This is a genomic window from Microvirga sp. HBU67558 (genome assembly GCF_018069605.1).
Taxonomy (GTDB): domain Bacteria; phylum Pseudomonadota; class Alphaproteobacteria; order Rhizobiales; family Beijerinckiaceae; genus Microvirga; species Microvirga terrae.
This window is the reverse complement of the sequence record NZ_JAGPUP010000463.1, coordinates 1-18,900: the sequence shown is the minus strand read 5'-3', so window position 1 is coordinate 18,900 and position 18,900 is coordinate 1. Positions and strand designations below refer to the sequence as shown.

The window sequence follows — 18,900 nt, the reverse complement described above, 5'->3', positions numbered from 1 at the left end:
GCCTTTCCTTTGAACCGCTCACCGCAGAAATGACCGTGATCGCTCTCTCACGAGCCATGTGTGGCCCGGGTCACAGAAGGACAGTCTGTTTCGGTCGATCCTGGTGACATCGCAGGAGGTCACCATGACACGATCCTCAAAACGCCAAGCCAGACGCTGGATCATCCAAGAGCTGACACGCTCCATGGAGCAGCGCAGTCAGCCCCTCCCCTCCTCCAAGCCGGTTGCGGAGTGATCATGCTGTACGCGCGGACCCAGGAAACATCCGACCTCATGGACAGCCAGATCAGGGTCAGGGCGAAGGCCCTCTGCGTCGACGATGGCTTTGATCCGGATCTGACCGTGACTCATGCCTACGGCGACGACTTCACGCCCCAAGAGTGGGATTCCTGGTGGACGTCCAATCCGGAAGTTCCTTTCCAAGAGGTGGTCAGCCCGATGTGGAGGTTGTACCGCGCCCACGCATTCATCGAGCTGTCGCAGCTCCGGAAGGTGGTCGAGATCAGCGACAATGTCGTCTTCTTCGGGCGCAGCAAAGCTTAGCGTGGGGCATCACCCGATGTTGTGCTGACCGTCAGGAAGGGGACAATCTGAGCGCTTAAGCTTGGCCGTATGTTGGCCCGCGGACCCTGAGGCTACTGACCTTCGGGCGGCTTCGGCTGCGCGCGCAATCCTATGCCTTCATCGGTTGCCGGAGGTGGCTCATGTCGTTTGCGACCCGCCGGCTCAGCGCGCTTCCGGATGCGATCGCGCCAGATCGGTCCGAAGTGCGAATCCTGTGCAGCACCAGCGGGCGCACCTTAGGCGCTGGCCGGTCATCTCTGAAGGCGCTCGAACTCAATCCGCGAGGCGGTGCCGGCGTCCTGCAGATCACGCTGCGGTTAGCGGGCAGAGCCGGGTCAGAACACTGACCCCACTCTCGGGTGATCCGCCAGGAGGGCCACGACTCGGCGAGCGTTGACCTCGTGCTACGGCTGACCAGGAACATCCAAGCCTAAACCACCGATGGAAGCTTGGCTGAGATGCCCACTCGATGGCCAGAATTGCGGTCTCAACGAGCGCTCTGCCTGCATGACAAGCAACCAAGATCGAACTTTCCGGTAGCCCCGATCCGGCTGGGTTTGGTAGACCCGATCCAGCCGACATCCCTATAGCCGTCTGGCCGCTGGGGAGAAATTGCGATTGCAGACGTGAGGAGCTGATGATGTTACATCAATTTGGAGCCAGTCTTCTGGGCGTTGTGGCCGCGAGCCTCCCGCTGGCCCTCTCCGCACAGGAAGCCTCCCAACGCATCAGCCCCAAGGTCGTGGTGATCACCATGTTTGCCGGTGAAGCCAAGCCCTGGCTGGATAGTGAGCGATTCACGCAGAAAGTAGGGGTTCCTGGCCTGTCCAAGGCCTTTCCCGAGGTGTCGTGCACTGACGCCGGTCTGTGCCTGATGACCACCAGCATGGGCTATGCCAATGCGGCCAGTTCTGTTTCCGCTTTGATCTACAGTGGCCGCTTTGACCTCTCGCGGACTTACTTTCTCATTGCCGGCATTGCCGGTGTTGATCCCGCCGATGGGACCTTGGGATCAGCGCATTGGGCGCGCTTTGCAGTCGATGGGGGTCTACAGAATGCGATCGACGCCCGCGACATGCCCAGCGACTGGAGCACCGGCTATGTCGCCATTGGTGCGAGCCGACCGGGCGAGAAGGTCGAGCTCAGGTACGGAAGCGAAGTCTACCGGTTGAACGAGGAACTCCTGCAGAAGGCGTACAGCCTGACGAAGGACGTAGAGCTGGCTGATGGTGATGCCGCCAAAGCCTACCGGGCGCGGTACGCAGCCGCTCCGGCGAATGCCGCACCCCGCGTGAGCATCTGCGATACAATCTCCATGGATACCTGGTGGCACGGTTCAAAGCTCGGAGCCGGGATGGAGGCATGGGCGAAGCTGATCACGAATGGCGAGGCCAACTATTGTACCACGCAGCAGGAGGATAATGCGACTCTCACGGCCCTTCGGCGCGGCGCGGACGCCAATCTCCTCAACTTCGACCGGATCGCCATCCTTCGAACCGCGTCGAACTTCGATCGGGAAGGATCAGGGCAGACCCCTGTGGAGTCCCTGACGGCAAAGTCGGGCGGCTATATTCCCTCTGTCACGAACGCGTATCGGGTTGGCGGCAAGTTCGCTCACACGATTGTAGCGGATTGGCAGAGCTGGAATGCACGGGTTCCGAAGTAAGGCTGGCAGAGTCGCCCATTCGACCCTTCACAGAACTGGGTGGGCGGTCACAATCATGCAGGGATCGCTGCACTTAAACTTTGCCTTAGCATTTGCTGAAAGCAGAGACATGAGATGCTCGTGAGCGCAAATGGATGAAGCAGGTTATCATCGACACTGACCCTGGCCCAGATGATGGAGTCGCCATCTTGACGGCCTTGGGATCTCCCCTGATTGAAGTCCTTGGAATCTGCGCTGTCGCCGGCAACGTTCCTCTTCATCATACTGCCCGAAATGTTCGCAAGATCCTGGAGCTTGCCGAGCGCCAGGATGTCAAGGCATTCGCCGGAGCCGAGGCTCCTCTGGCCCGCCCGCTTTTCACGGCTGAGTACGTGCACGGCAAGACCGGATTCGACGGATACGATCTGCCGGAACCGACGATGCCTATTCAACCTCAGCATGCGGCTGACTTCATCATTCAAGAGGTTATGAGCCGGCCAGCGAAGTCCATCACGATCTGTGCTTTTGGCCCCTTGACGAACTTGGCAATGGCCATCGAACGGGACGGACGCGTAGCCGGGCGGATTGACCAGATCGTCTGGATGGGCGGCGCTTTGTCGGAAGGCGGCAATGTGACTCCTGCAGCCGAGTTCAACTGCTACGTGGATCCAGAAGCGGCCGCGCGAGTGTTGAGTTCGGGCGCTCGAATCGTGATGATGCCACTGGATGTCACCCACAAGGCTCACGTAACGGCTGATCGGATCGAACGCTTCCGCACAATGGGGAACAAGGTCGGTCCAATCTTTGCGAGACTCCTCACCTACGCCAAGCGGTTTGATTGGCAGAAGTACGGAGCCAACCGCGCTCCGATGCACGATCCGACGACAGTTGTCTGGGTGCTACGGCCCGAGTTGTTCTCGGGCCTCCCTGTGAATGTCGAGATTGAGACGAACTCTCCTCTGACAACTGGGATGACTGTGATTGATTGGTGGGGTGTGACCAACCGGCAAAAGAACGCTTACGTAGTCCGTGATGTTGATGCCGAGAGCTTCTACGATGTGATCTTCGAGAGCTTCGGCCGTCTGCCCTGATGATCCGGGATCAGGACATTCTAACTTTGCGCCTACATAGAAACGCCCGGCAGTAAACATTATGGAATTCCAAAGCTAGAGCATCGTGCGGACCCAGAGGGCCGCGTCAGCGAAAAGTGGACCCGGTTTTCGCTTGCGCGGCCCGCTGGGTCCGCGCCGAACGATGCGCCGCTTAAGGCATTGAGCATCGGATCGATCCCAAAAGTGGGTCCACTTTTGGAACCGATGCTCTAGCGTGTCAGGCTGTTTCTTTGATCTATGTCAGGTGTTTCAATGGAAGCCTTGGGCTCGCGACCGTACCGGCGATGATCCGTTCCGCGCAGCCGCACCGTATAGAATACAAGGTGCGCTAAAGCCGGACTACGCCGGCAGACCTAACCGCTGAGGGAACAGGAGCGAGGGTCAAGATGCTGCTCGAACTGGATCAAGAGCAGTTGCGTGTCCTGAGACGTGCTCTCGAAGCGAGGGCGCGTGACATGCACCTGCGCCTAGGGATGGACCCTGGGGATGAAGGCCTCTCGCGCGAAGCCACACTCGCCACACAGCTTCTGCGACAAGTCGAGGCTCTGGAAAGGCGTGCTGGTTACCGCGCCTGGGGTATTGGTGATATCGAATCCCTACCTGAAGACGATGAGAATTGAACCCCCGCTTTCATAGAACGGACTGCGTGTGGACGGGGTGCTTCTCGACAAGTGTTCCGATCACGCGCAGCAAATCCTGCTGTCCAGCGTTAGTCTGACAATGATGAGAAGCCACGTATGCCCACGTTGACCCGCGTTCTTGAGACTGCCCTGTACGTTGCTTACCTCGACCGGTCTGCCACCTTCTATGGTAGCGTACTAGGCCTGTCCTGCATTCACGAGGATCACCGGATGCGGGCCTATGACGTGGGTGACAATAGCGTTCTTCCGCTCTTTCCACGGGGCGGGTCTCTTCAACCCATTGAAACCCCTGGTGGGTCGATCCCGCCGCACGACGGCCACGGCCCCATGCACGTCGCCTTCTCGATCCCGCAGGATGAATCGGAGGAATGGCAGCCGCATCCGACTGATGCTGGCGTTGCGCTGGAGGGGCGGACGGGATGGCGCAGGGGTGACGTGAGCGTCTGCTTCCGTGATCCTGACAATCACCTGTTGGAGATTGCCACGCCCGGATTGTGGATAGGGTATTAGCGCAAGAACAGTTACTTATGTGCTCGTGCCCGAATAGCCTTCATCACCTGGAGCGGCCTGGAACCGGGCTTTAGCTATCCCTGCACCGACGGATGGCTCATTCCATCAATAATGCCGTCGCGACGGGCTTCGGATGCCCGGATTTTTCCGGTGATGTGTTCTAAGGAACCTCGGGTCGATCCCAAGAGGCCGATCCCGACCAGCGTCACAGCAATCCCGATCACCAGAACGAGAGCATCTGCCCGGACAAGCCCTGAGAGCGACGCTCCGACCAGCAGAACACCTGCTATGATCGCCACTCGTGCCACGATCATGCTCTTCCGGCAGCGCTCTGCCGCCTCGGACAGATCGTCGATTTCGGAATCGAGATCAGCAATCTGTTGGTGGAGGTCATTCATCCATCTGGGTCACAGTGCAAGAGGTCGGATGCTCATTAAATTGCATAAGTCTGCCATATTGGAAGAAAAAGTCCCTTCTTCATCCCGATCCGCAGGAATATAGTCGATCATGCCCTTGTCGAAGGCGATTTCCTGGACGTCATGCAGATCGACCTATTGTCCATCGCAACATCGCACATGACCGTTGCCCTGTGAGCCCCAACCGGTAAGCTGGCTTTGCCATCTGTCCATCGTTCATGGGGCATCTCACTATGAAATCATTCGACACCATCGTGATCGGCATAGGCGGCATGGGGTCTGCCACCCTCTGGCACTTGGCTCGCCGCGGCCAGAGGGTGTTGGGCATTGACCGGTTTGACCTGGGGCACAGCATGGGCTCCTCCCATGGGCTGAACAGGATCATTCGCCTCGCCTACTTTGAGCATCCCAACTACGTCCCGCTCCTCCGCCGTGCCTACGAGCTATGGCGGGAAGCCGAGCAGCAGACCCGTGAGCAACTGCTGTTCATCACGGGTGGCATCGATGCGGGGACGCAAGACAGCCGGATCGTTCAAGGGGCACTGACGGCATGCCGGGAGCATGATCTTGCGCATGAAGTCTTCACTGCTCGTGAAACCGCACGACGGTTCCCCGGTTATAAGCTCCCGGACCACTATGCCGTCGTCTTCCAGCCGGAGGCAGGGTTCGTGGCATCGGAGCGCGCCATCCTGGCGCATGCATCCCTGGCTGTCTCTGCCGGAGCCGAACTCCACGGACGGGAGAAGGTCGTCACTATCGAGCCCGCCAACGGGCGGGTGCTGATCGTGACGGATCAAGACCGCTATGAAGCCGGACAGGTGGTGGTCTCCGCAGGCGGCTGGATTTCCGATCTCATTCCCGCTCTCAGGAGCACGGCTGTGCCGGAGCGCCAAGTCCTGGGCTGGTTCCTGCCCCGGAAGCCGGAGTTTTTTCGGCCAGACGTCTTCCCGGTTTCAAACATCGAGTCTGAGGTCGGTCACTTCTACCAGTTCCCAACCTGGGGCATCCCAGGGTTCAAGATCGGGCTCTACCACCACTTCCACGAAACCGGCCATGCCGACGAGCTGTCCCGAGAGCCGACGCCTGCTGACGAAGAGGCGCTTCGCAAGGGCATCCGGCACATGTTCCCCGATGCCGATGGACCGACGCTGCGGCTCGCCACCTGCCTGTTCACTAACACACCTGACGAGCACTTCGTGATTGACATCCTTCCAGGGGCACCGGAGGTCGTGGTGGCATCTCCCTGCTCAGGGCACGGATTTAAGTTCGCTAGCGTCATTGGAGAGGCACTGGCCGACCTCGCAACGACGGGGAGCAGCAAACTCGATCTTTCGCTGTTCGCCATGAAACGGTTCGAGGGCGCATCAGAGGCTTCGTTGGGAGCAGGTTGATACGATTTGTTATGAGAGGGGAGCCGCAGTTGCTGTGATGCTGGTTGTGGTGAGTACGAGGCTCACGCAGCTGGCCGCCAGGACACAGCGCAATCCATCACCGCTGCCGTGGTTGCAGCGAACGGGCCAAGTCACGGATGACAGCGTCCTCAATGTGGAGGTCGTTGATCTCCTCATCCATCTCAGGTTCCGGGTCCGGGACAGGAGCCCGCAGGACTGGGAGGTCGCGGCCGAGCAGCCGGTGCGGACAGGCTTGGCGTTTGTCGATGCAGTAAGCCGCTTGAGCGCCGTGGGCGAGAGCCTACTGGTGCGGGTCGAGATCGCCACCGGACTGCTCGTTAGTGGCAATCTCCTTGGCTCTGCACACGGCCGAGCAACGCAGCGTCGTGTGCAGATGAGATGATGCCCACGTTGTCTGTTCGTCACATTTGCTATTACTGAAGATAGCGCTCTTCGAGGTCCTTCGTGCGAGTTACAGTGTACTCGTAGAGGCAGCTGATAACCGCGATGCTCGTGCCGGAGCCGCCCAGAAGCTCGAAACTGCGCGCCCCGCTGCAGTCCTTATCCTTGAAGGTGTTCCAGGCGCGCTGCGCGGCGATAAGATCGTCTCGCCATTCCTGAGCTTTCTCGGGAGAGAAGCCGTCCGTTGGCTGAATGGTGGCAAGCGCCTTCTTCCAGACCTCATTCAATGCAGCATCGGCCTTCTTGTACGCCTGCGCGATACAGTCACCGATTTCAACTTGCGATGAAGCGCTGCACGTCCTGCTCAAGGAGGTCGGTGGGCTTGCCCAATCTGTTGCGGAGCTCATGGATGGACTAACGAGCAAAGTAAGAGCGACCACAAGGCGCATAGCTCGACTCCCACGTGACAGGAGCGGAGTATAGCACGCTACTGGCAGCAAGTCTGCTGTTTGGCATTCTACGGACTTGTCCAAAGAAAACCGGTTCCATTGCAACTCCTGACGTAAGCCAAATGCAGTGCGGACAAGGACGCAGGTTCCGCGACTGGGCTGAATAGGGTAGCAATGAAGTCGCGCTGAAGCCCCAGCTTCTTAGTCGATCGGCGGCTGTTCGGCAGAGTAGGTTTCGCATGCGACAGACTCCTCCATTTCGCGAAGCGGCAGGAACGCTTTCTCCGTCAAGGCAGGCACTCCTCCATTGATGGGCTCCGTCCCGCGATATCCAATCGAACCCGGTAGGCACAAAGACCCGCGGCGGAGGCGCCGATCACCAGAACAAGGGCACTGAACCCAAAGGCTACCTGATATCCCACATAGCGGCACTCCTGGAAGCGCGGCGCCCGATCACCCTCATTCAGCCGGAGACAGGGAGCTTGGCCGTCGTCGGCGATCCGCGCGTTCGGACAACGGGATGGCACGACGACGCTATTGTTTCCTGGCACGCGCCCCCTTTGGGGCTCATGATCCTGGGAGAGGGTGCCGAGGCCATGATGCTGGCGCAACTGGGTCGTGCCTTTGGAGCCAACATCACGGTACTGTCGCCCAATGGGCAGACGCTGGCCTATGCGGACGGTCTTGGGCTATGCAACCTACCACTCACGACGCCCAGCGCCGTGACGGAGTTCGTTGCCGATCCATGGAGCGCGGCCATTTTCCTGTTCCACGACCACGCCTGGGATCCCTTGTTGATGGAAAGGGTACCGTCCCAGCCTGCCTTCTTCATCGACGCTATGGGAAGCCGCCGGACCCATGCCGCCCGCCTTGATACCCTTAGGAGCCGGGGTGTTCGGCAGGAGGCTCTGGAGCGCATCGTCTCACCGCTCGGCCTGATCCCGTCGGCCCGCGAACCCGCGACGCTTGCCCTCTCAGCCTTGTCCCAAGTCGTCGACGCCTACAGCGGCGTCACAACATCGTGACACCTCCAGCCCGGGTCAATTCCAATACCCGGGCGGGCCAGGACTGGTCAGGCTTTGTGACGGAATTCAACGACTTCCCGCCAGTCTCATAGGCCATTCATAAGCCCTGAACATAAGTGCATGCAGCTTTAGGGCATAATCTTTCGCCCGCCCCTACCCTAGACTCGTTCCAGTTGAGCCCAATCTGTGTGTCCTCGAACCAAGCGGCGGATACGCCCGGGACATGCCATCAGACCCTGAATGGAAGGAGCATCGACCAGCATGCCGATCCCTCATGACCTGGAACTCAACCGACGCGGCCTGATGGTTGGCGGTGGCACTTTGGCGGCCCTGACTGCGATCCCTGCTGGTGTTCAAGCCCAATCATCCCCAGCCGGAGCGCCTGCCTTGATAAAGGTATCACTGACCGTGAACGGCCAGTCCCACGATCTTGAGATCGACACGCGAACGACCCTCCTCGACGCTCTGCGCGAGCATCTGCACCTGACCGGGTCCAAGAAAGGGTGCGACCACGGTCAGTGCGGTGCCTGCACGGTTCTCATCGACGGTCGCCGGGTCAACTCCTGCCTCACCCTCGCGGTCATGAACGAGGGCATGGAGGTCACCACGGTCGAGGGCCTCGGCACCCTCGAGAACCTCCATCCCATGCAGGAGGCTTTCATCAAGCACGATGGCTACCAGTGCGGCTACTGCACGCCGGGCCAGATCTGCTCGGGTGTCGCGGTGTTGGGTGAGATCAAGGCTGGAATCCCAAGCCACGTCACCTCAGACCTCACGCAACCAATCACTTTGAGCGAGGCGGAGATCCGCGAGCGCATGAGCGGCAACATCTGCCGCTGCGGCGCCTATTCCAACATCGTTGAAGCCATGACCGAAGTCGCCGGGAGGCAGGGATGAGGGCATTTACGTACGAGCGGGCGGCATCGCCCGTCCAGGCGGTGGCCGCAGCTGCGGCCAATCCCGGTGCGAAGTTCATTGCTGGCGGCACCAATCTGCTCGACCTGATGAAGCTCGAGATCGAGACGCCCATCCACCTGATCGACGTGAACGGGCTTGGGCTCGACACGATCGAGACCACACCTGAGGGCGGATTGCGGGTTGGGGCGCTGGTGCGCAACACCGACCTCGCCGCCGACGAGCGGGTGCGGCGCGACTACAGTGTGCTCTCGCGAGCGATCCTCGCCGGAGCGTCCGGGCAGCTTCGCAACCGGGCCACCACCGGCGGCAATCTGCTCCAACGCACCCGCTGCCCCTACTTCTATGACACCGCCCAACCCTGCAACAAGCGTCAGCCCGGCTCGGGCTGCTCCGCCATCGGCGGATTCTCCCGCCAACTCGGCATCGTCGGCACGAGCGAGGCCTGCATCGCCACGAACCCGTCGGACATGGCGGTCGCCATGCGAGTCCTCGACGCAATGGTCGAGACGGTGAAGCCCGATGCCACGACGCGCCGAATCCCGATCGCCGAGTTCCACCGCCTGCCGGGCGATACGCCGCATATCGAGACCGCGCTGGAACGAGGTGAATTCATCACATCGGTCACGCTGCCCCCGCCCATCGGCGGCAAGCAGCTCTACCGCAAGGTTCGCGACCGCGCATCCTATGCCTTCGCACTGGTATCAGTGGCCTCGGTCATTCAGCAGGATGGCACCGGCCGTATAGCGGTGGGCGGCATCGCCCACAAACCCTGGCGGGTTGAGGCCGCCGAGGCTGATCTGCCTCGCGGCGCGAAGGCAGCCGCAGAGGGGTTGCTGGCTGGCGCGACACCAACCCACGAGAACGCATTTAAGGTGCTTTTGGTCGAGCGTACGCTCGGCTCCGTACTGGACGAGGCGAGGAGCTGAGGCATGAAGTTCGACAAGCCGGAGACAACAAATCCGATCGACCAGCTCAAGGTCGTGGGGCAGCCGGTCAACAGGGTCGATGGCCCTCTCAAGGTCACGGGCGCCGCAACTTATGCTTATGAATGGCACGATCCCGATGCAAGGCTAGCCTATGGCTACCCTGTCGGATCGACTATCGCCAAGGGACGGATCACCTCGATGGATCTCTCACAGGCGCGCGCTGCACCCGGCGTGGTCACAATTGTGACGGCCAAGGAGGCTGGCCAGCTCGGCAAGGGATCACGGAACACGGCGACGCTCCTGGGCGGCCCGGACATTGAGCATTATCATCAGGCAATTGCCGTCGTGGTGGCCGAGACCTTCGAACAGGCCCGCGCCGCCGCGGCGCTCGTGCACGTCACCTACGAGGAGGCCGAGGGCCGGTTCGATCTCACGGCCGAGAAGGATAGCCTCGGGCCGACCGAGTCCGACGTGAGGGTCGGTGAGTTCGAGACGGCTTTCGCCGAGGCGGCCGTGCGCCTGGATGAAACCTATACCACCCCGGACCAATCGCACGCCATGATGGAGCCACATGCGTCCCTGGCCGCCTGGGACGGCGACAAGCTGACGATCTGGACGTCCAACCAGATGATCGCCTGGAGCGTCGGCGACGTCGCGAAGACACTCAAGATCCCCCCGGCGAACGTGCGCGTGATCTCCCCCTATATTGGCGGCGGGTTCGGGTCGAAGCTGTTCGTCCGGTCGGACATGATCCTGGCTGCGCTTGGATCTCGCGCCGCCGGACGGCCCGTGAAGATCGCGCTGCCGAGGCCGTTTCTCATGAACAACACCACCCATCGGCCGGCGACCATCCAGCGCATCCGAATTGGCGCTGGGCGAGACGGCAGGATCACCGCCATCGCGCATGAGGGCTGGTCAGGGAACCTGCCGGACGGTGATCCCGAGAACGCCGTGGATCAGACCAAGCTGCTCTATGCCGGTGCCCACCGCCTGACCGGCAACCGTCTTGCGACGCTCGACCTGCCCGAGGGCAACGCCATGCGGGCCCCGGGCGAGGCGCCCGGCCTGATGGCACTTGAGATCGCCATGGATGAAATGGCCGAGAGGCTCGGCCTTGATCCGATCGAGTTCCGGGTGATCAACGACACGCAGGTCGACCCGGGCAATCCCGCCCGGCCGTTCTCGCATCGCCAGCTCGTGGAATGCCTGCGCGTCGGTGCCGGGCGCTTCGGCTGGGCGGCCCGCGACGCCCGTCCCGGGACCGTGCGGGACGGGCGCTGGCTCAAAGGCATCGGGGTCGCGGCCGGCTTCCGCAACAACCTGACCATGAAGTCGGGTGCCAGGGTGAGGCTGGACCGTCGCGGGGTCGTCACGGTCGAAACCGACATGACTGACATCGGGACTGGCAGCTATACGATCATTGCCCAGACCGCCGCCGAGATGATGGGTCTCTCGATCGAGAGGATCTCGGTTCGCCTCGGTGACTCGGCGTTTCCGGCCTCGGCAGGTTCTGGCGGCCAGTGGGGGGCCAACAGCGCAACGGCCGGTGTCTATGCCGCTTGCGTCAAGCTTCGCGAGACGGTCGCGCAGCGACTTGGGTTCAATTCCAAGGACGCTGTCTTTGCAGATGGCGAGGTCCGGTCGGGTGATCGACGCGTGTCCCTGGCCCAGGCGGCCAGCGATGGTGAACTCGTCGTCGAGGACACGATCGAGTTCGGCGACCTCAAGAAGACACATCAGCAATCGACCTTTGCGGCCCACTTCGTGGAGGTGGCCGTTGACGCCGCGACCGCCGAGACGCGCGTGCGGCGCATGCTCTCGGTGTGCGCGGCAGGCCGCATCCTCAACCCGAAGACGGCCCGCAGCCAGGTGATCGGCGCCATGACGATGGGTGTCGGAGGCGCGCTGATGGAGGAGCTCGCCGTCGATGCGCGGCGCGGCTTCTTCGTCAATCACGACCTCGCGGGCTACGAGGTTCCGGTCCATGCCGACATCCCGCACCAGGACGTGATCTTCCTCGACGAGGTCGATCCGATGTCCTCACCAATGAAGGCGAAAGGTGTCGGCGAACTTGGGCTGTGTGGCGTCGGCGCGGCCGTCGCCAACGCGGTCTACAACGCAACCGGGGTCCGCGTGCGGAGCTATCCGATCACCCTCGACAAGCTGATCACGCAGCTCCCCGGCGCGTCATGAAGCATACGGCAGGGGACGCCCCGTGAGCGCAACGCACACGCGGGCGCGCCTGCCTTCCTGCCCGAAGTTTGTCGCCGTGCCCGGGGCGCGGGTGCTGCCCTGGGCAGATCAATACGATGGGGGGAAACCCGCAGCCGGCCAGTTCCTTCAACACCCCGCCACGGAAACTCTGGAAGGCGGCATGGTATGGTTGCACGACCCAGTGGAGAGGCATTCCTCTTCTGGTCCAAGCCATGGCCCGAGGGCATCAAGGTCGCCAAACTGCCCCTTCCCGGCGAAGCGCCCGTTCGCGACCTTGGCGTGCTCTGGCCCAGAAGTTCACCTCGGAGCCACATGATCCATGCACTCCTGAAGGGAGCCGCCACAACCTGAGCCGGCATCCTTCAGGCATCAGAATCCATCGATCCAACCGGCTGTCGAAGATGGCCTGCCTTAGCCAATGCAGACGAATTGGCTGGCACTCGATTGCTAACCGAGTCCGAGTTCTTTGAGGATCGCCGTGATACGGGCCTGCTCTTCCTTGATGAAGTCGCCGAACGGTGCGGAGGGCATGTAAAGATCAACCCACTCCCGTTCCTGAAGCAGCTTCTTCCAGGACGGGCTCTGCACCAGCTTGGCAACTGCTGCTTCAAGCGCCTGCTTGTCCTCGGCACTGGCGTTAGGAGATGCCATCAGACCGCGCCAGTTGACCAGTGTCGCGTCAACGCCCTGCTCACGGAAGGTTGGAATGTCGATGCCCGGCAGGCGTTCCGGCGACGAGATGCCGATCGGCCTGAGCTTGCCGGCCTTGAACTGGCCAGCGACCTCGTTAAGTCCGCCCGTCGCGACCGTGATCTTCCCATTCATGACCAGAGGCAGCATCTCGCCGCCGGTCCCTACCGGAATATAGTTCATCTTCTTGACGTCACCGCCGGAGGCCTTCACGACCAAGCCGCACAGGACGTGGTCGGGAGAGCCATGTGCGAAGCCGCCCCAGGTGACCGAGCCAGGATCCTGCTTGAACCTGTTAACCAGGTCCGTGACGCTCTTGATGGGCGATTCAGCAGCAACGAACAATGGCTGATACTCGCCCTGGAGGCGGGCAATAGGGGTCACCTGCTCAAGAGTGACCGGGGACTTATTGATCACCGGTGCGCCCACGAGACCAAAGCCCGCAACCATCAGCGATGGGTCGCGCTCCTTGGAGTTGATGACCTGGGCCAGACCGATAGTGCCGCCAGCACCCGGCACGTTCTGGACCTGGACGCTCGTGACGAGCTTTTCGCTCATCAGGACTTCCTGTACCGCGCGGGCGAGCTGATCGTATCCACCTCCAGGGCCGGCGGGAGCGACGATCTTGACGCTTCCGAGCTGCTGCGCCCATGCCGGCAACGCGGGTAGGAGGCTGGCCGAGGCGGCGGCCAAGAGGGCTTTGCTGAAGCTGCGGCGATCTAAGGACATCTCCTGTCTCCCCTCTGAACTCTCTCCGGCATGGAGGAGCTTAAATCTTGTTCCATTACAGATGCATGATGTTCGGAACGGCTCGAACCGAGTAGCTTTCGGACCCGGATGATGGGATCTGGTGCGCACGGGCAGGTGCCGCGACGCTCGACCAAGGATTGATCGAGCCGCATGCAAGTGCCAGGAGGAGGCGCATCCTCATCGTTTCGTCCCGTTACAATATTGGTCTTACACTCAGTGTGGCCCGAACTTATGGGGTAACGTAGGGTCGGAACCTGTCATTCACCTGTCATCCGAGGTGACGGAAGGCATGCGCATCTTTCTGGTTGAGGATACCCGCGACGTCGGGGAGGCGATTGTCGAGCACTTCGCCCGGATTGGTCACGTCGTGGATTGGGAAACCGACGGGGGTGCAGCCGCAATCACACTCGATGATACAACGTACGATCTGATCATCCTGGACGTGATGCTGCCAAGCCAGAGCGGATTTTCGATCCTGCAACGCCTTCGAGCCTCCGGAAGCACGACCCCGGTCCTGATGCTCACCGCCCGGTCCGAGGTCGAGGACCGAGTAGGCGCTCTCGATATCGGTGCCGATGACTACCTCGTGAAGCCTTTCGATTTCCGTGAACTGGAAGCCCGGGCCCGAGCCCTGCTGCGCCGCCGGCATGGCGAAGCCACGAACCTGCTCGAATGCGGTGACATCTGCATTGACAGATCGGCCCGTGCCGTGCGGGTCGGCCAGCGCGAGGTGCATCTGACCCGCCGTGAGGTGACCCTGCTCGAGATCCTGGCCTCCCGTCCCGGCCGGGTCTTCAGCAAGGAGGATTTGCTGGACCAAGTCTTCGGCTTCGACGAGGAAGCCCCTTCCTTCAATGCAGTTGAGCTTTATATCGGCCGCTTGCGCAAGAAGCTCCACGGCGCACGCGCCGAGATCGTGACGGTCCGGGGCTTCGGCTATCAGATGGTTCCCCATGGCCCGTCGTGAACCATCCCTGTTCACCCGCCTGATCGTCCTCATCTCGCTGGTGCTGATGGTGGGGGCCGCTGCCCTGACAACGGCAGCCTGGTATTACGCCCGTGCGGCTGCAAACAACGCCTATGACCGTTTATTGGTAGGTGCCGCTTACCAGATGGCGGAAGCGCTCACCGTGCAGGGCGGAACGCTGACCGTTGAACTTCCGGTGTCGGCCTTCGAGTTGCTGGCGAATTCGGAGCGTGACCGGATCTTCTACAAGATCGTCGATCCTGGCGGGCGCACGTTGACCGGCTACCCCGATCTCACGACGCCGGAGAGCGATGCCCCCGCGATGGCCAATCCCGAAGCCAAGGACGGGCGGTTCAAGGGAGTCAATGTCCGCGTCACGAAGGTCGGACGCTTCTTCTCCGACCCATCCGTCCAGGGACGGGTTGATGTGGTCGTGGCCCAAACCACTGAGGCGCGGACGGCTTTGGCCCGGGAGCTGACCTTGCGCGCGGTGGCGCTCATCATCGTCATGAGCGCCTTGGCCCTCGGCGGTGCCGTCTTTGCAATCCGGTATGCTCTCAGACCGATTGGACGCGTCGGAGCGGCGCTTCGGGACCGGGACCCCCATGACGTGACGCTAATCACCGTCAGCACCCCCCGTGAGCTGCGCCCGTTTGTATCCGCCACGAACGAGTTCATCACGCGGCTGAAGAGCCGGATGGATCTGATGCAGCAGTTCATTGCCGATGCCGCCCACCAGATCCGCACGCCCCTGACAGCCCTGAAAGCGCAGCTTCAGCTTCTGTCGCGTCAGACGATGGAGCCCCAGGGGCTGCAACACCTCGCACGCGTGCAGGAGCGTGTCGACCAGTTGTCCCGTCTCGCAAGCCAGTTGCTTAGCCATGCCATGGTCAATCATCGTGCGGGAGCCGTTCCGTTGGAGATCGTCGATGTGGTTGAGGTCGTCCGGCGTGCCATCCGCGAGGCGGTGCCGGAAACACTGGACCGCGACGTCCTGACTTCCCTGGAACTGCCTCCGGATCCGGTGACGATTGAAGGCGATGCGATCAGTCTCAAGGAAGCCGTGAAGAACGTGGTGGACAATGCGGTTCGCCACGGCGCACCGACGCAGCTCACGCTTCGGGTGCGCCGGCAATCCCAGACCGTGGACATCGAGGTGGAGGATGATGGCCCTGGCATCCCGCCTGAGCTGTGGCCGCAGGTGACGGAGCGGTTCGGCGCACCTTCGCCGGGCGGATCCGGGCTCGGGTTATCGATTGCCGCGGACGTGCTGGCTGCACATGGCGGACGCCTGACCTTCCGCCATGCCGACGGGAACGGCTTTGCCATCATCATGAGCCTGCCGAGCAGGATTGGACTCAAATTATGACCCGTCCAAGGAGACTGCCGTGTCGGCCCGTGGTTCTGTGCCTTTGTCTGTTATGGGCTGCGGTCCGACCTCTAGCTGGCCTTGCTCAAGGTATTCCGACCCCCACATTCCCGGCCTTGCAGGCCGAGCAGGAGGTCTTGTCGATCCACGCCGCCACCGACCGTCCGGCCATGGAGCCACTGATCCGCGACTTCCAGCTCCTGAACCCCAACACCCGAGTTGTGTTCGTGGAGTACGTCACGAACGATCTCTTCGCCGCGGCGTCCAAGGCCTGTCGGGATGGCCAAGCCTTGGGCGACGTGCTGCTGTCCTCGGGCGTCGACCAACTGGTGAAACTCGCCAATGACGGCTGCGCAGGCAGTGTCCGCTCACCGGAAACCCAGACGGTTCCACGCTGGGCCAACTGGCGGGACGAGGTGTTCGGATTTACCTTCGAACCCGTGGCGTTCGTCTACAATAGGGACAGGGTCCCCGTCGAGGATGTCCCGAAAACACACCTTGAGATCGCCGACCTTCTGCGGTTGAAGCCTGACACTTACCAAGGCCGCGTCGGCACCTATGACATCCGTCAGTCGGGCATCGGCTATCTGCTGGCCTTTAACGACTCGCAGCAGACGACCACCACCTATGGCCGGCTCCTCGAAAGCCTGGGGCGCGCCCACACGGTCGTACGCTGCTGCACGGGCGAAATCCTCGACGAAATCGAGGCAGGCCGCATCCTCATCGGCTACAACATGCTGGCGTCCTATGCCTATGCCCGTGTCCGTTCCGGAGCCAGACTCGGACTGGTGATGCCCGCAGACTACACTCTTGTGCTCAGCCGGGGGGCGATGATCCCCGTTGGCGCAGGCAATGCCGCCGCGGGAGCCCGTTTCGTGAACTACCTTCTGTCAGCTCGGGGCCAGGCACTGGCACAGCGCGAGGCCTTCTTCTTCGGCTTCGCCGGAGAGGCCCCTGCCGGCATCAAGGGCGCAGCCTCCATCGTACGCGCAGGCATCGCCCGTCCGATCGCGATCGGCCCAGCGCTGCTCGCGGTTCAGGATGAGGAGAGGCGCAGGCGGTTCATTGCCGACTGGAGCCGCTCGCTTGTCGACATGGCCCCACGGTGAGCGGCCGTCCTCCTGGAACATGTCGGCAGTCCTTGCGGGTTGAGTGGTCAGGCCTTCGTGTGTTACCCGTCGGCCATGCGCGTGCCGCCATGCAGTTGCCGGTTGCCCCAGCTCCGCAGCGCCCGTTGTGTAATGCTGGAGATCTTCCACAGGCCCTCAGCCTTGCCGAACCGGAACTCGTAGGCTCCGCATGAATGGTAGAAGTCCTCACCCTCCCCCTTGAAGTCGCGGTCGAACCTCAGGATCAGATAGTTGCAGCGCCCCCGCACGCCCTCCGGTTCGTTCGACAGCAGCAGGTTGGAGAAGCTGTGATGCTTGGCAAGGGTATCAACCGCATTCCGCCGGCGCTGGACGAACTCGGCGCCGTTCATGGTGTTGGGTGGTTCCCGCCCGGACGAGGCATAGTCAATGAAGACCTCCGTTGCGAGGCAGGCTTCCATGGCTGCCCAGTCCCTCTCGTCGAAGGCTAGGAAGAAGCGGCAGAGGACGTCGTTGATGGCGATGTGGTCGAGTGGATCCAAGGCTTGCATGACGATCGTCCTCTTTGGCGGAGTGGGATCGGTGGGTACGGGCATCATTGATGCAGTCAGTGCTGCCACTGCCACAAAAAGCCGTTCCGGGAAAGAAAAGCCGGGAAGTCCGCAACGGGTCAAACTAAGCCATTAGACGTGGGTTTTTGAAGGTCAGCTTACCCTAGGACTGCGGAAGTTCCGCTTTCGGCAGGCTCCGTAGAGTCGAGGATGGGCGCGGTAGCTTGGGCCATGCGGCAACGCTCCGTTTCCCACCCCCGTTCCTCGATTCGTGCCTTCAGCCACAGCCTGATCAGCCGCAGCACGGAACTATCTGCGCTCCGACGCGCCACCGATTGCAGGAGTTCGCGGTGCGGGTTCGTATCGAAGGAGAGGCACAAGTTAGCATCAACCACATCGGTTCAGCCCCGGCAGATCAGCCGGTGCACTTCCTTGACCGCACCCATCGCCCCACGCGCGGGGCGATAGCCGTTGGCATTGTCCTCGAAGTCGGCCTCGAAGATCGGCTCCAGCACGAGCTTTTCGGTGGTTTGCACGACCCGATCCCGAAGGGTCGGAATGCCTAGCGCTCCCTCGCCGTCACCCGGCTTCGGGATTGTCATCGGCCGCACCGGATCGGCCCGATCGGTCTTCGAGACCAGTTCCTCGCGCAAGCCCGCCAGCTAGGCCTCCAAGCCCTGCGCCTCGACCTGCTCGAAGCTCATCCTGCCCACCCCTGGTGCCTCATGTTGTTTCTTAAATGGGGCACTCGTCTGCGCGGGCCAGCAATATTAGCACTCGACGCATCAGAGTGCTAAACGGAACTAATCACACGGTTGGGGGGCTGCAAGCCACCCCTTATGGATAGGTGAACCTGGAGAGAACAGGATCCTCGGGAGCGACGTTGCCCCCATGGGCTGCTTGGCCGTTCGGAGGTTCAGTCGTGTTGAGCTTTGAAGCCGTTGAAGAGGTCTGTGAGAGCAAGCAGATGACGCTTGTCATCCACCCAGCGACCAGCCGAGCGATCAAAGGATACGAGGAAAGCCTCTACGTCGGGTTGCGCTGCTTTCTCGCAGGAGGGTCAGACGGCCTCTATGTCCTCCCGCTCCAGGGCACTGGCTATGTGCGTCTCATCTTTTCAAAGCGGGTTTCATTTGGAGGGCACAATCTTCTCAGGATTGGACCGCTGACGAAGGAGGGATTGGCACGGATCAAAGCATCCTTGGGCTTGGACCTGCCCCCAGATGTGATCCACGGCTTATGCAACTTTCCGGGCTAGGTAAGTTTGTCGGG

General features: G+C 61.6%; 19 protein-coding genes. 14 read left to right on the top strand and 5 right to left on the bottom strand.

Going from position 1 to position 18,900, the window contains the following annotated elements:
* Positions 1 to 273: 273 nt before the first annotated feature.
* From KBI52_RS06895 to KBI52_RS06875, 5 genes are all read left to right on the top strand, one after another.
* Entirely contained in the window at positions 274 to 543 is a 270-nt protein-coding gene (locus KBI52_RS06895) for a hypothetical protein (RefSeq protein WP_210806285.1), read from the top strand.
* 661 nt (positions 544 to 1,204) lie between these two features.
* Complete coding sequence (locus KBI52_RS06890; protein ID WP_210806283.1) at positions 1,205 to 2,230, top strand: purine nucleoside permease; 1,026 nt, start codon at positions 1,205 to 1,207, stop codon at positions 2,228 to 2,230.
* Positions 2,231 to 2,364: 134 nt separating this feature from the next.
* Positions 2,365 to 3,300 (top strand): nucleoside hydrolase, encoded by a 936-nt coding sequence (locus tag KBI52_RS06885; RefSeq protein WP_173945008.1) that lies wholly within the window; start codon positions 2,365 to 2,367, stop codon positions 3,298 to 3,300.
* A gap of 407 nt (positions 3,301 to 3,707) precedes the next feature.
* Entirely contained in the window at positions 3,708 to 3,941 is a 234-nt protein-coding gene (locus KBI52_RS06880) for a hypothetical protein (protein WP_173945892.1), read from the top strand.
* A 117-nt stretch (positions 3,942 to 4,058) separates the two neighbouring features.
* Positions 4,059 to 4,472, top strand: coding sequence for a VOC family protein (locus KBI52_RS06875; RefSeq protein WP_210806281.1), 414 nt, complete (start codon positions 4,059 to 4,061; stop codon positions 4,470 to 4,472).
* Between the two features lie 74 nt (positions 4,473 to 4,546).
* Here the strand turns inward: KBI52_RS06875 and KBI52_RS06870 are convergent, their stop codons facing one another.
* Complete coding sequence (locus KBI52_RS06870; RefSeq protein ID WP_173945890.1) at positions 4,547 to 4,870, bottom strand: hypothetical protein; 324 nt, start codon at positions 4,868 to 4,870, stop codon at positions 4,547 to 4,549.
* 236 nt (positions 4,871 to 5,106) lie between these two features.
* Between KBI52_RS06870 and solA the strand changes: the two genes are divergently transcribed.
* Together solA and KBI52_RS06860 are read left to right on the top strand one after the other, a co-directional pair.
* Entirely contained in the window at positions 5,107 to 6,279 is a 1,173-nt protein-coding gene (solA, locus tag KBI52_RS06865; protein WP_371823127.1) for an N-methyl-L-tryptophan oxidase, read from the top strand.
* Between the two features lie 49 nt (positions 6,280 to 6,328).
* A complete protein-coding gene (locus KBI52_RS06860) occupies positions 6,329 to 6,682 on the top strand; it encodes a hypothetical protein (RefSeq protein ID WP_210806279.1) in 354 nt (117 codons plus the stop codon).
* Between the two features lie 31 nt (positions 6,683 to 6,713).
* Here KBI52_RS06860 and KBI52_RS06855 read toward each other — a convergent pair whose 3' ends face one another.
* Positions 6,714 to 7,130, bottom strand: a complete 417-nt coding sequence (locus KBI52_RS06855; RefSeq protein WP_210806277.1) for a lysozyme inhibitor LprI family protein — start codon at positions 7,128 to 7,130, stop codon at positions 6,714 to 6,716.
* 482 nt (positions 7,131 to 7,612) lie between these two features.
* Between KBI52_RS06855 and KBI52_RS06850 the strand changes: the two genes are divergently transcribed.
* From KBI52_RS06850 to paoC, 4 genes are all read left to right on the top strand, one after another.
* The gene (locus KBI52_RS06850; protein ID WP_210806275.1) at positions 7,613 to 8,155 is read left to right on the top strand and encodes an XdhC family protein; all 543 of its coding nucleotides are present in this window, start codon (positions 7,613 to 7,615) and stop codon (positions 8,153 to 8,155) included.
* 261 nt (positions 8,156 to 8,416) lie between these two features.
* On the top strand, positions 8,417 to 9,052 hold the full coding sequence (gene paoA, locus KBI52_RS06845; protein ID WP_210806273.1) for an aldehyde dehydrogenase iron-sulfur subunit PaoA: 636 nt from the start codon (positions 8,417 to 8,419) through the stop codon (positions 9,050 to 9,052).
* The gene (locus KBI52_RS06840) at positions 9,049 to 9,999 is read left to right on the top strand and encodes a xanthine dehydrogenase family protein subunit M (protein ID WP_173945885.1); all 951 of its coding nucleotides are present in this window, start codon (positions 9,049 to 9,051) and stop codon (positions 9,997 to 9,999) included. The genes paoA and KBI52_RS06840 overlap by 4 nt, the downstream gene beginning before the upstream one ends.
* A 3-nt stretch (positions 10,000 to 10,002) precedes the next feature.
* Positions 10,003 to 12,192: an aldehyde oxidoreductase molybdenum-binding subunit PaoC gene (paoC, locus tag KBI52_RS06835; RefSeq protein ID WP_210806271.1), complete on the top strand. Its 2,190-nt coding sequence runs from the start codon at positions 10,003 to 10,005 to the stop codon at positions 12,190 to 12,192.
* Between the two features lie 468 nt (positions 12,193 to 12,660).
* Here paoC and KBI52_RS06830 read toward each other — a convergent pair whose 3' ends face one another.
* The gene (locus KBI52_RS06830; RefSeq protein ID WP_173945894.1) at positions 12,661 to 13,632 is read right to left on the bottom strand and encodes a tripartite tricarboxylate transporter substrate binding protein; all 972 of its coding nucleotides are present in this window, start codon (positions 13,630 to 13,632) and stop codon (positions 12,661 to 12,663) included.
* 310 nt (positions 13,633 to 13,942) lie between these two features.
* On the opposite strand from KBI52_RS06830, the gene KBI52_RS06825 reads away from it, so the two are divergent.
* The 3 genes from KBI52_RS06825 (at position 13,943) to KBI52_RS06815 (ending at position 17,098) form a co-directional block, all read left to right on the top strand.
* Positions 13,943 to 14,620 (top strand): response regulator transcription factor, encoded by a 678-nt coding sequence (locus KBI52_RS06825; RefSeq protein ID WP_210806269.1) that lies wholly within the window; start codon positions 13,943 to 13,945, stop codon positions 14,618 to 14,620.
* Entirely contained in the window at positions 14,607 to 15,989 is a 1,383-nt protein-coding gene (locus tag KBI52_RS06820; RefSeq protein ID WP_210806267.1) for a sensor histidine kinase, read from the top strand. Before KBI52_RS06825 ends, KBI52_RS06820 begins: the two co-directional genes overlap by 14 nt.
* A gap of 137 nt (positions 15,990 to 16,126) precedes the next feature.
* Complete coding sequence (locus tag KBI52_RS06815; protein WP_247654234.1) at positions 16,127 to 17,098, top strand: ABC transporter substrate-binding protein; 972 nt, start codon at positions 16,127 to 16,129, stop codon at positions 17,096 to 17,098.
* A gap of 62 nt (positions 17,099 to 17,160) precedes the next feature.
* Here KBI52_RS06815 and KBI52_RS06810 read toward each other — a convergent pair whose 3' ends face one another.
* Together KBI52_RS06810 and KBI52_RS06805 are read right to left on the bottom strand one after the other, a co-directional pair.
* The gene (locus KBI52_RS06810) at positions 17,161 to 17,628 is read right to left on the bottom strand and encodes a nuclear transport factor 2 family protein (RefSeq protein WP_210806263.1); all 468 of its coding nucleotides are present in this window, start codon (positions 17,626 to 17,628) and stop codon (positions 17,161 to 17,163) included.
* Between the two features lie 401 nt (positions 17,629 to 18,029).
* Positions 18,030 to 18,281 carry a hypothetical protein gene (locus tag KBI52_RS06805; RefSeq protein WP_210806261.1) on the bottom strand — a complete coding sequence of 84 codons (252 nt, stop codon included), beginning with the start codon at positions 18,279 to 18,281 and terminating at the stop codon, positions 18,030 to 18,032.
* Positions 18,282 to 18,900: the final 619 nt, after the last annotated feature.

What these genes read in the sequence shown, in the direction of transcription:
- KBI52_RS06895 (WP_210806285.1), top strand. Translation starts at nt 274, where the DNA reads ATGGACAGCCAGATCAGGGTCAGGGCGAAGGCCCTCTGCGTCGACGAT.
- KBI52_RS06890 (WP_210806283.1), top strand. Translation starts at nt 1,205, where the DNA reads ATGTTACATCAATTTGGAGCCAGTCTTCTGGGCGTTGTGGCCGCGAGC.
- KBI52_RS06885 (WP_173945008.1), top strand. Translation starts at nt 2,365, where the DNA reads ATGAAGCAGGTTATCATCGACACTGACCCTGGCCCAGATGATGGAGTC.
- KBI52_RS06880 (WP_173945892.1), top strand. Translation starts at nt 3,708, where the DNA reads ATGCTGCTCGAACTGGATCAAGAGCAGTTGCGTGTCCTGAGACGTGCT.
- KBI52_RS06875 (WP_210806281.1), top strand. Translation starts at nt 4,059, where the DNA reads ATGCCCACGTTGACCCGCGTTCTTGAGACTGCCCTGTACGTTGCTTAC.
- KBI52_RS06870 (WP_173945890.1), bottom strand. Translation starts at nt 4,870, where the DNA reads ATGAATGACCTCCACCAACAGATTGCTGATCTCGATTCCGAAATCGAC.
- solA (WP_371823127.1), top strand. Translation starts at nt 5,107, where the DNA reads ATGGGGCATCTCACTATGAAATCATTCGACACCATCGTGATCGGCATA.
- KBI52_RS06855 (WP_210806277.1), bottom strand. Translation starts at nt 7,130, where the DNA reads ATGCGCCTTGTGGTCGCTCTTACTTTGCTCGTTAGTCCATCCATGAGC.
- paoA (WP_210806273.1), top strand. Translation starts at nt 8,417, where the DNA reads ATGCCGATCCCTCATGACCTGGAACTCAACCGACGCGGCCTGATGGTT.
- KBI52_RS06840 (WP_173945885.1), top strand. Translation starts at nt 9,049, where the DNA reads ATGAGGGCATTTACGTACGAGCGGGCGGCATCGCCCGTCCAGGCGGTG.
- paoC (WP_210806271.1), top strand. Translation starts at nt 10,003, where the DNA reads ATGAAGTTCGACAAGCCGGAGACAACAAATCCGATCGACCAGCTCAAG.
- KBI52_RS06830 (WP_173945894.1), bottom strand. Translation starts at nt 13,632, where the DNA reads ATGTCCTTAGATCGCCGCAGCTTCAGCAAAGCCCTCTTGGCCGCCGCC.
- KBI52_RS06825 (WP_210806269.1), top strand. Translation starts at nt 13,943, where the DNA reads ATGCGCATCTTTCTGGTTGAGGATACCCGCGACGTCGGGGAGGCGATT.
- KBI52_RS06820 (WP_210806267.1), top strand. Translation starts at nt 14,607, where the DNA reads ATGGCCCGTCGTGAACCATCCCTGTTCACCCGCCTGATCGTCCTCATC.
- KBI52_RS06810 (WP_210806263.1), bottom strand. Translation starts at nt 17,628, where the DNA reads ATGCAAGCCTTGGATCCACTCGACCACATCGCCATCAACGACGTCCTC.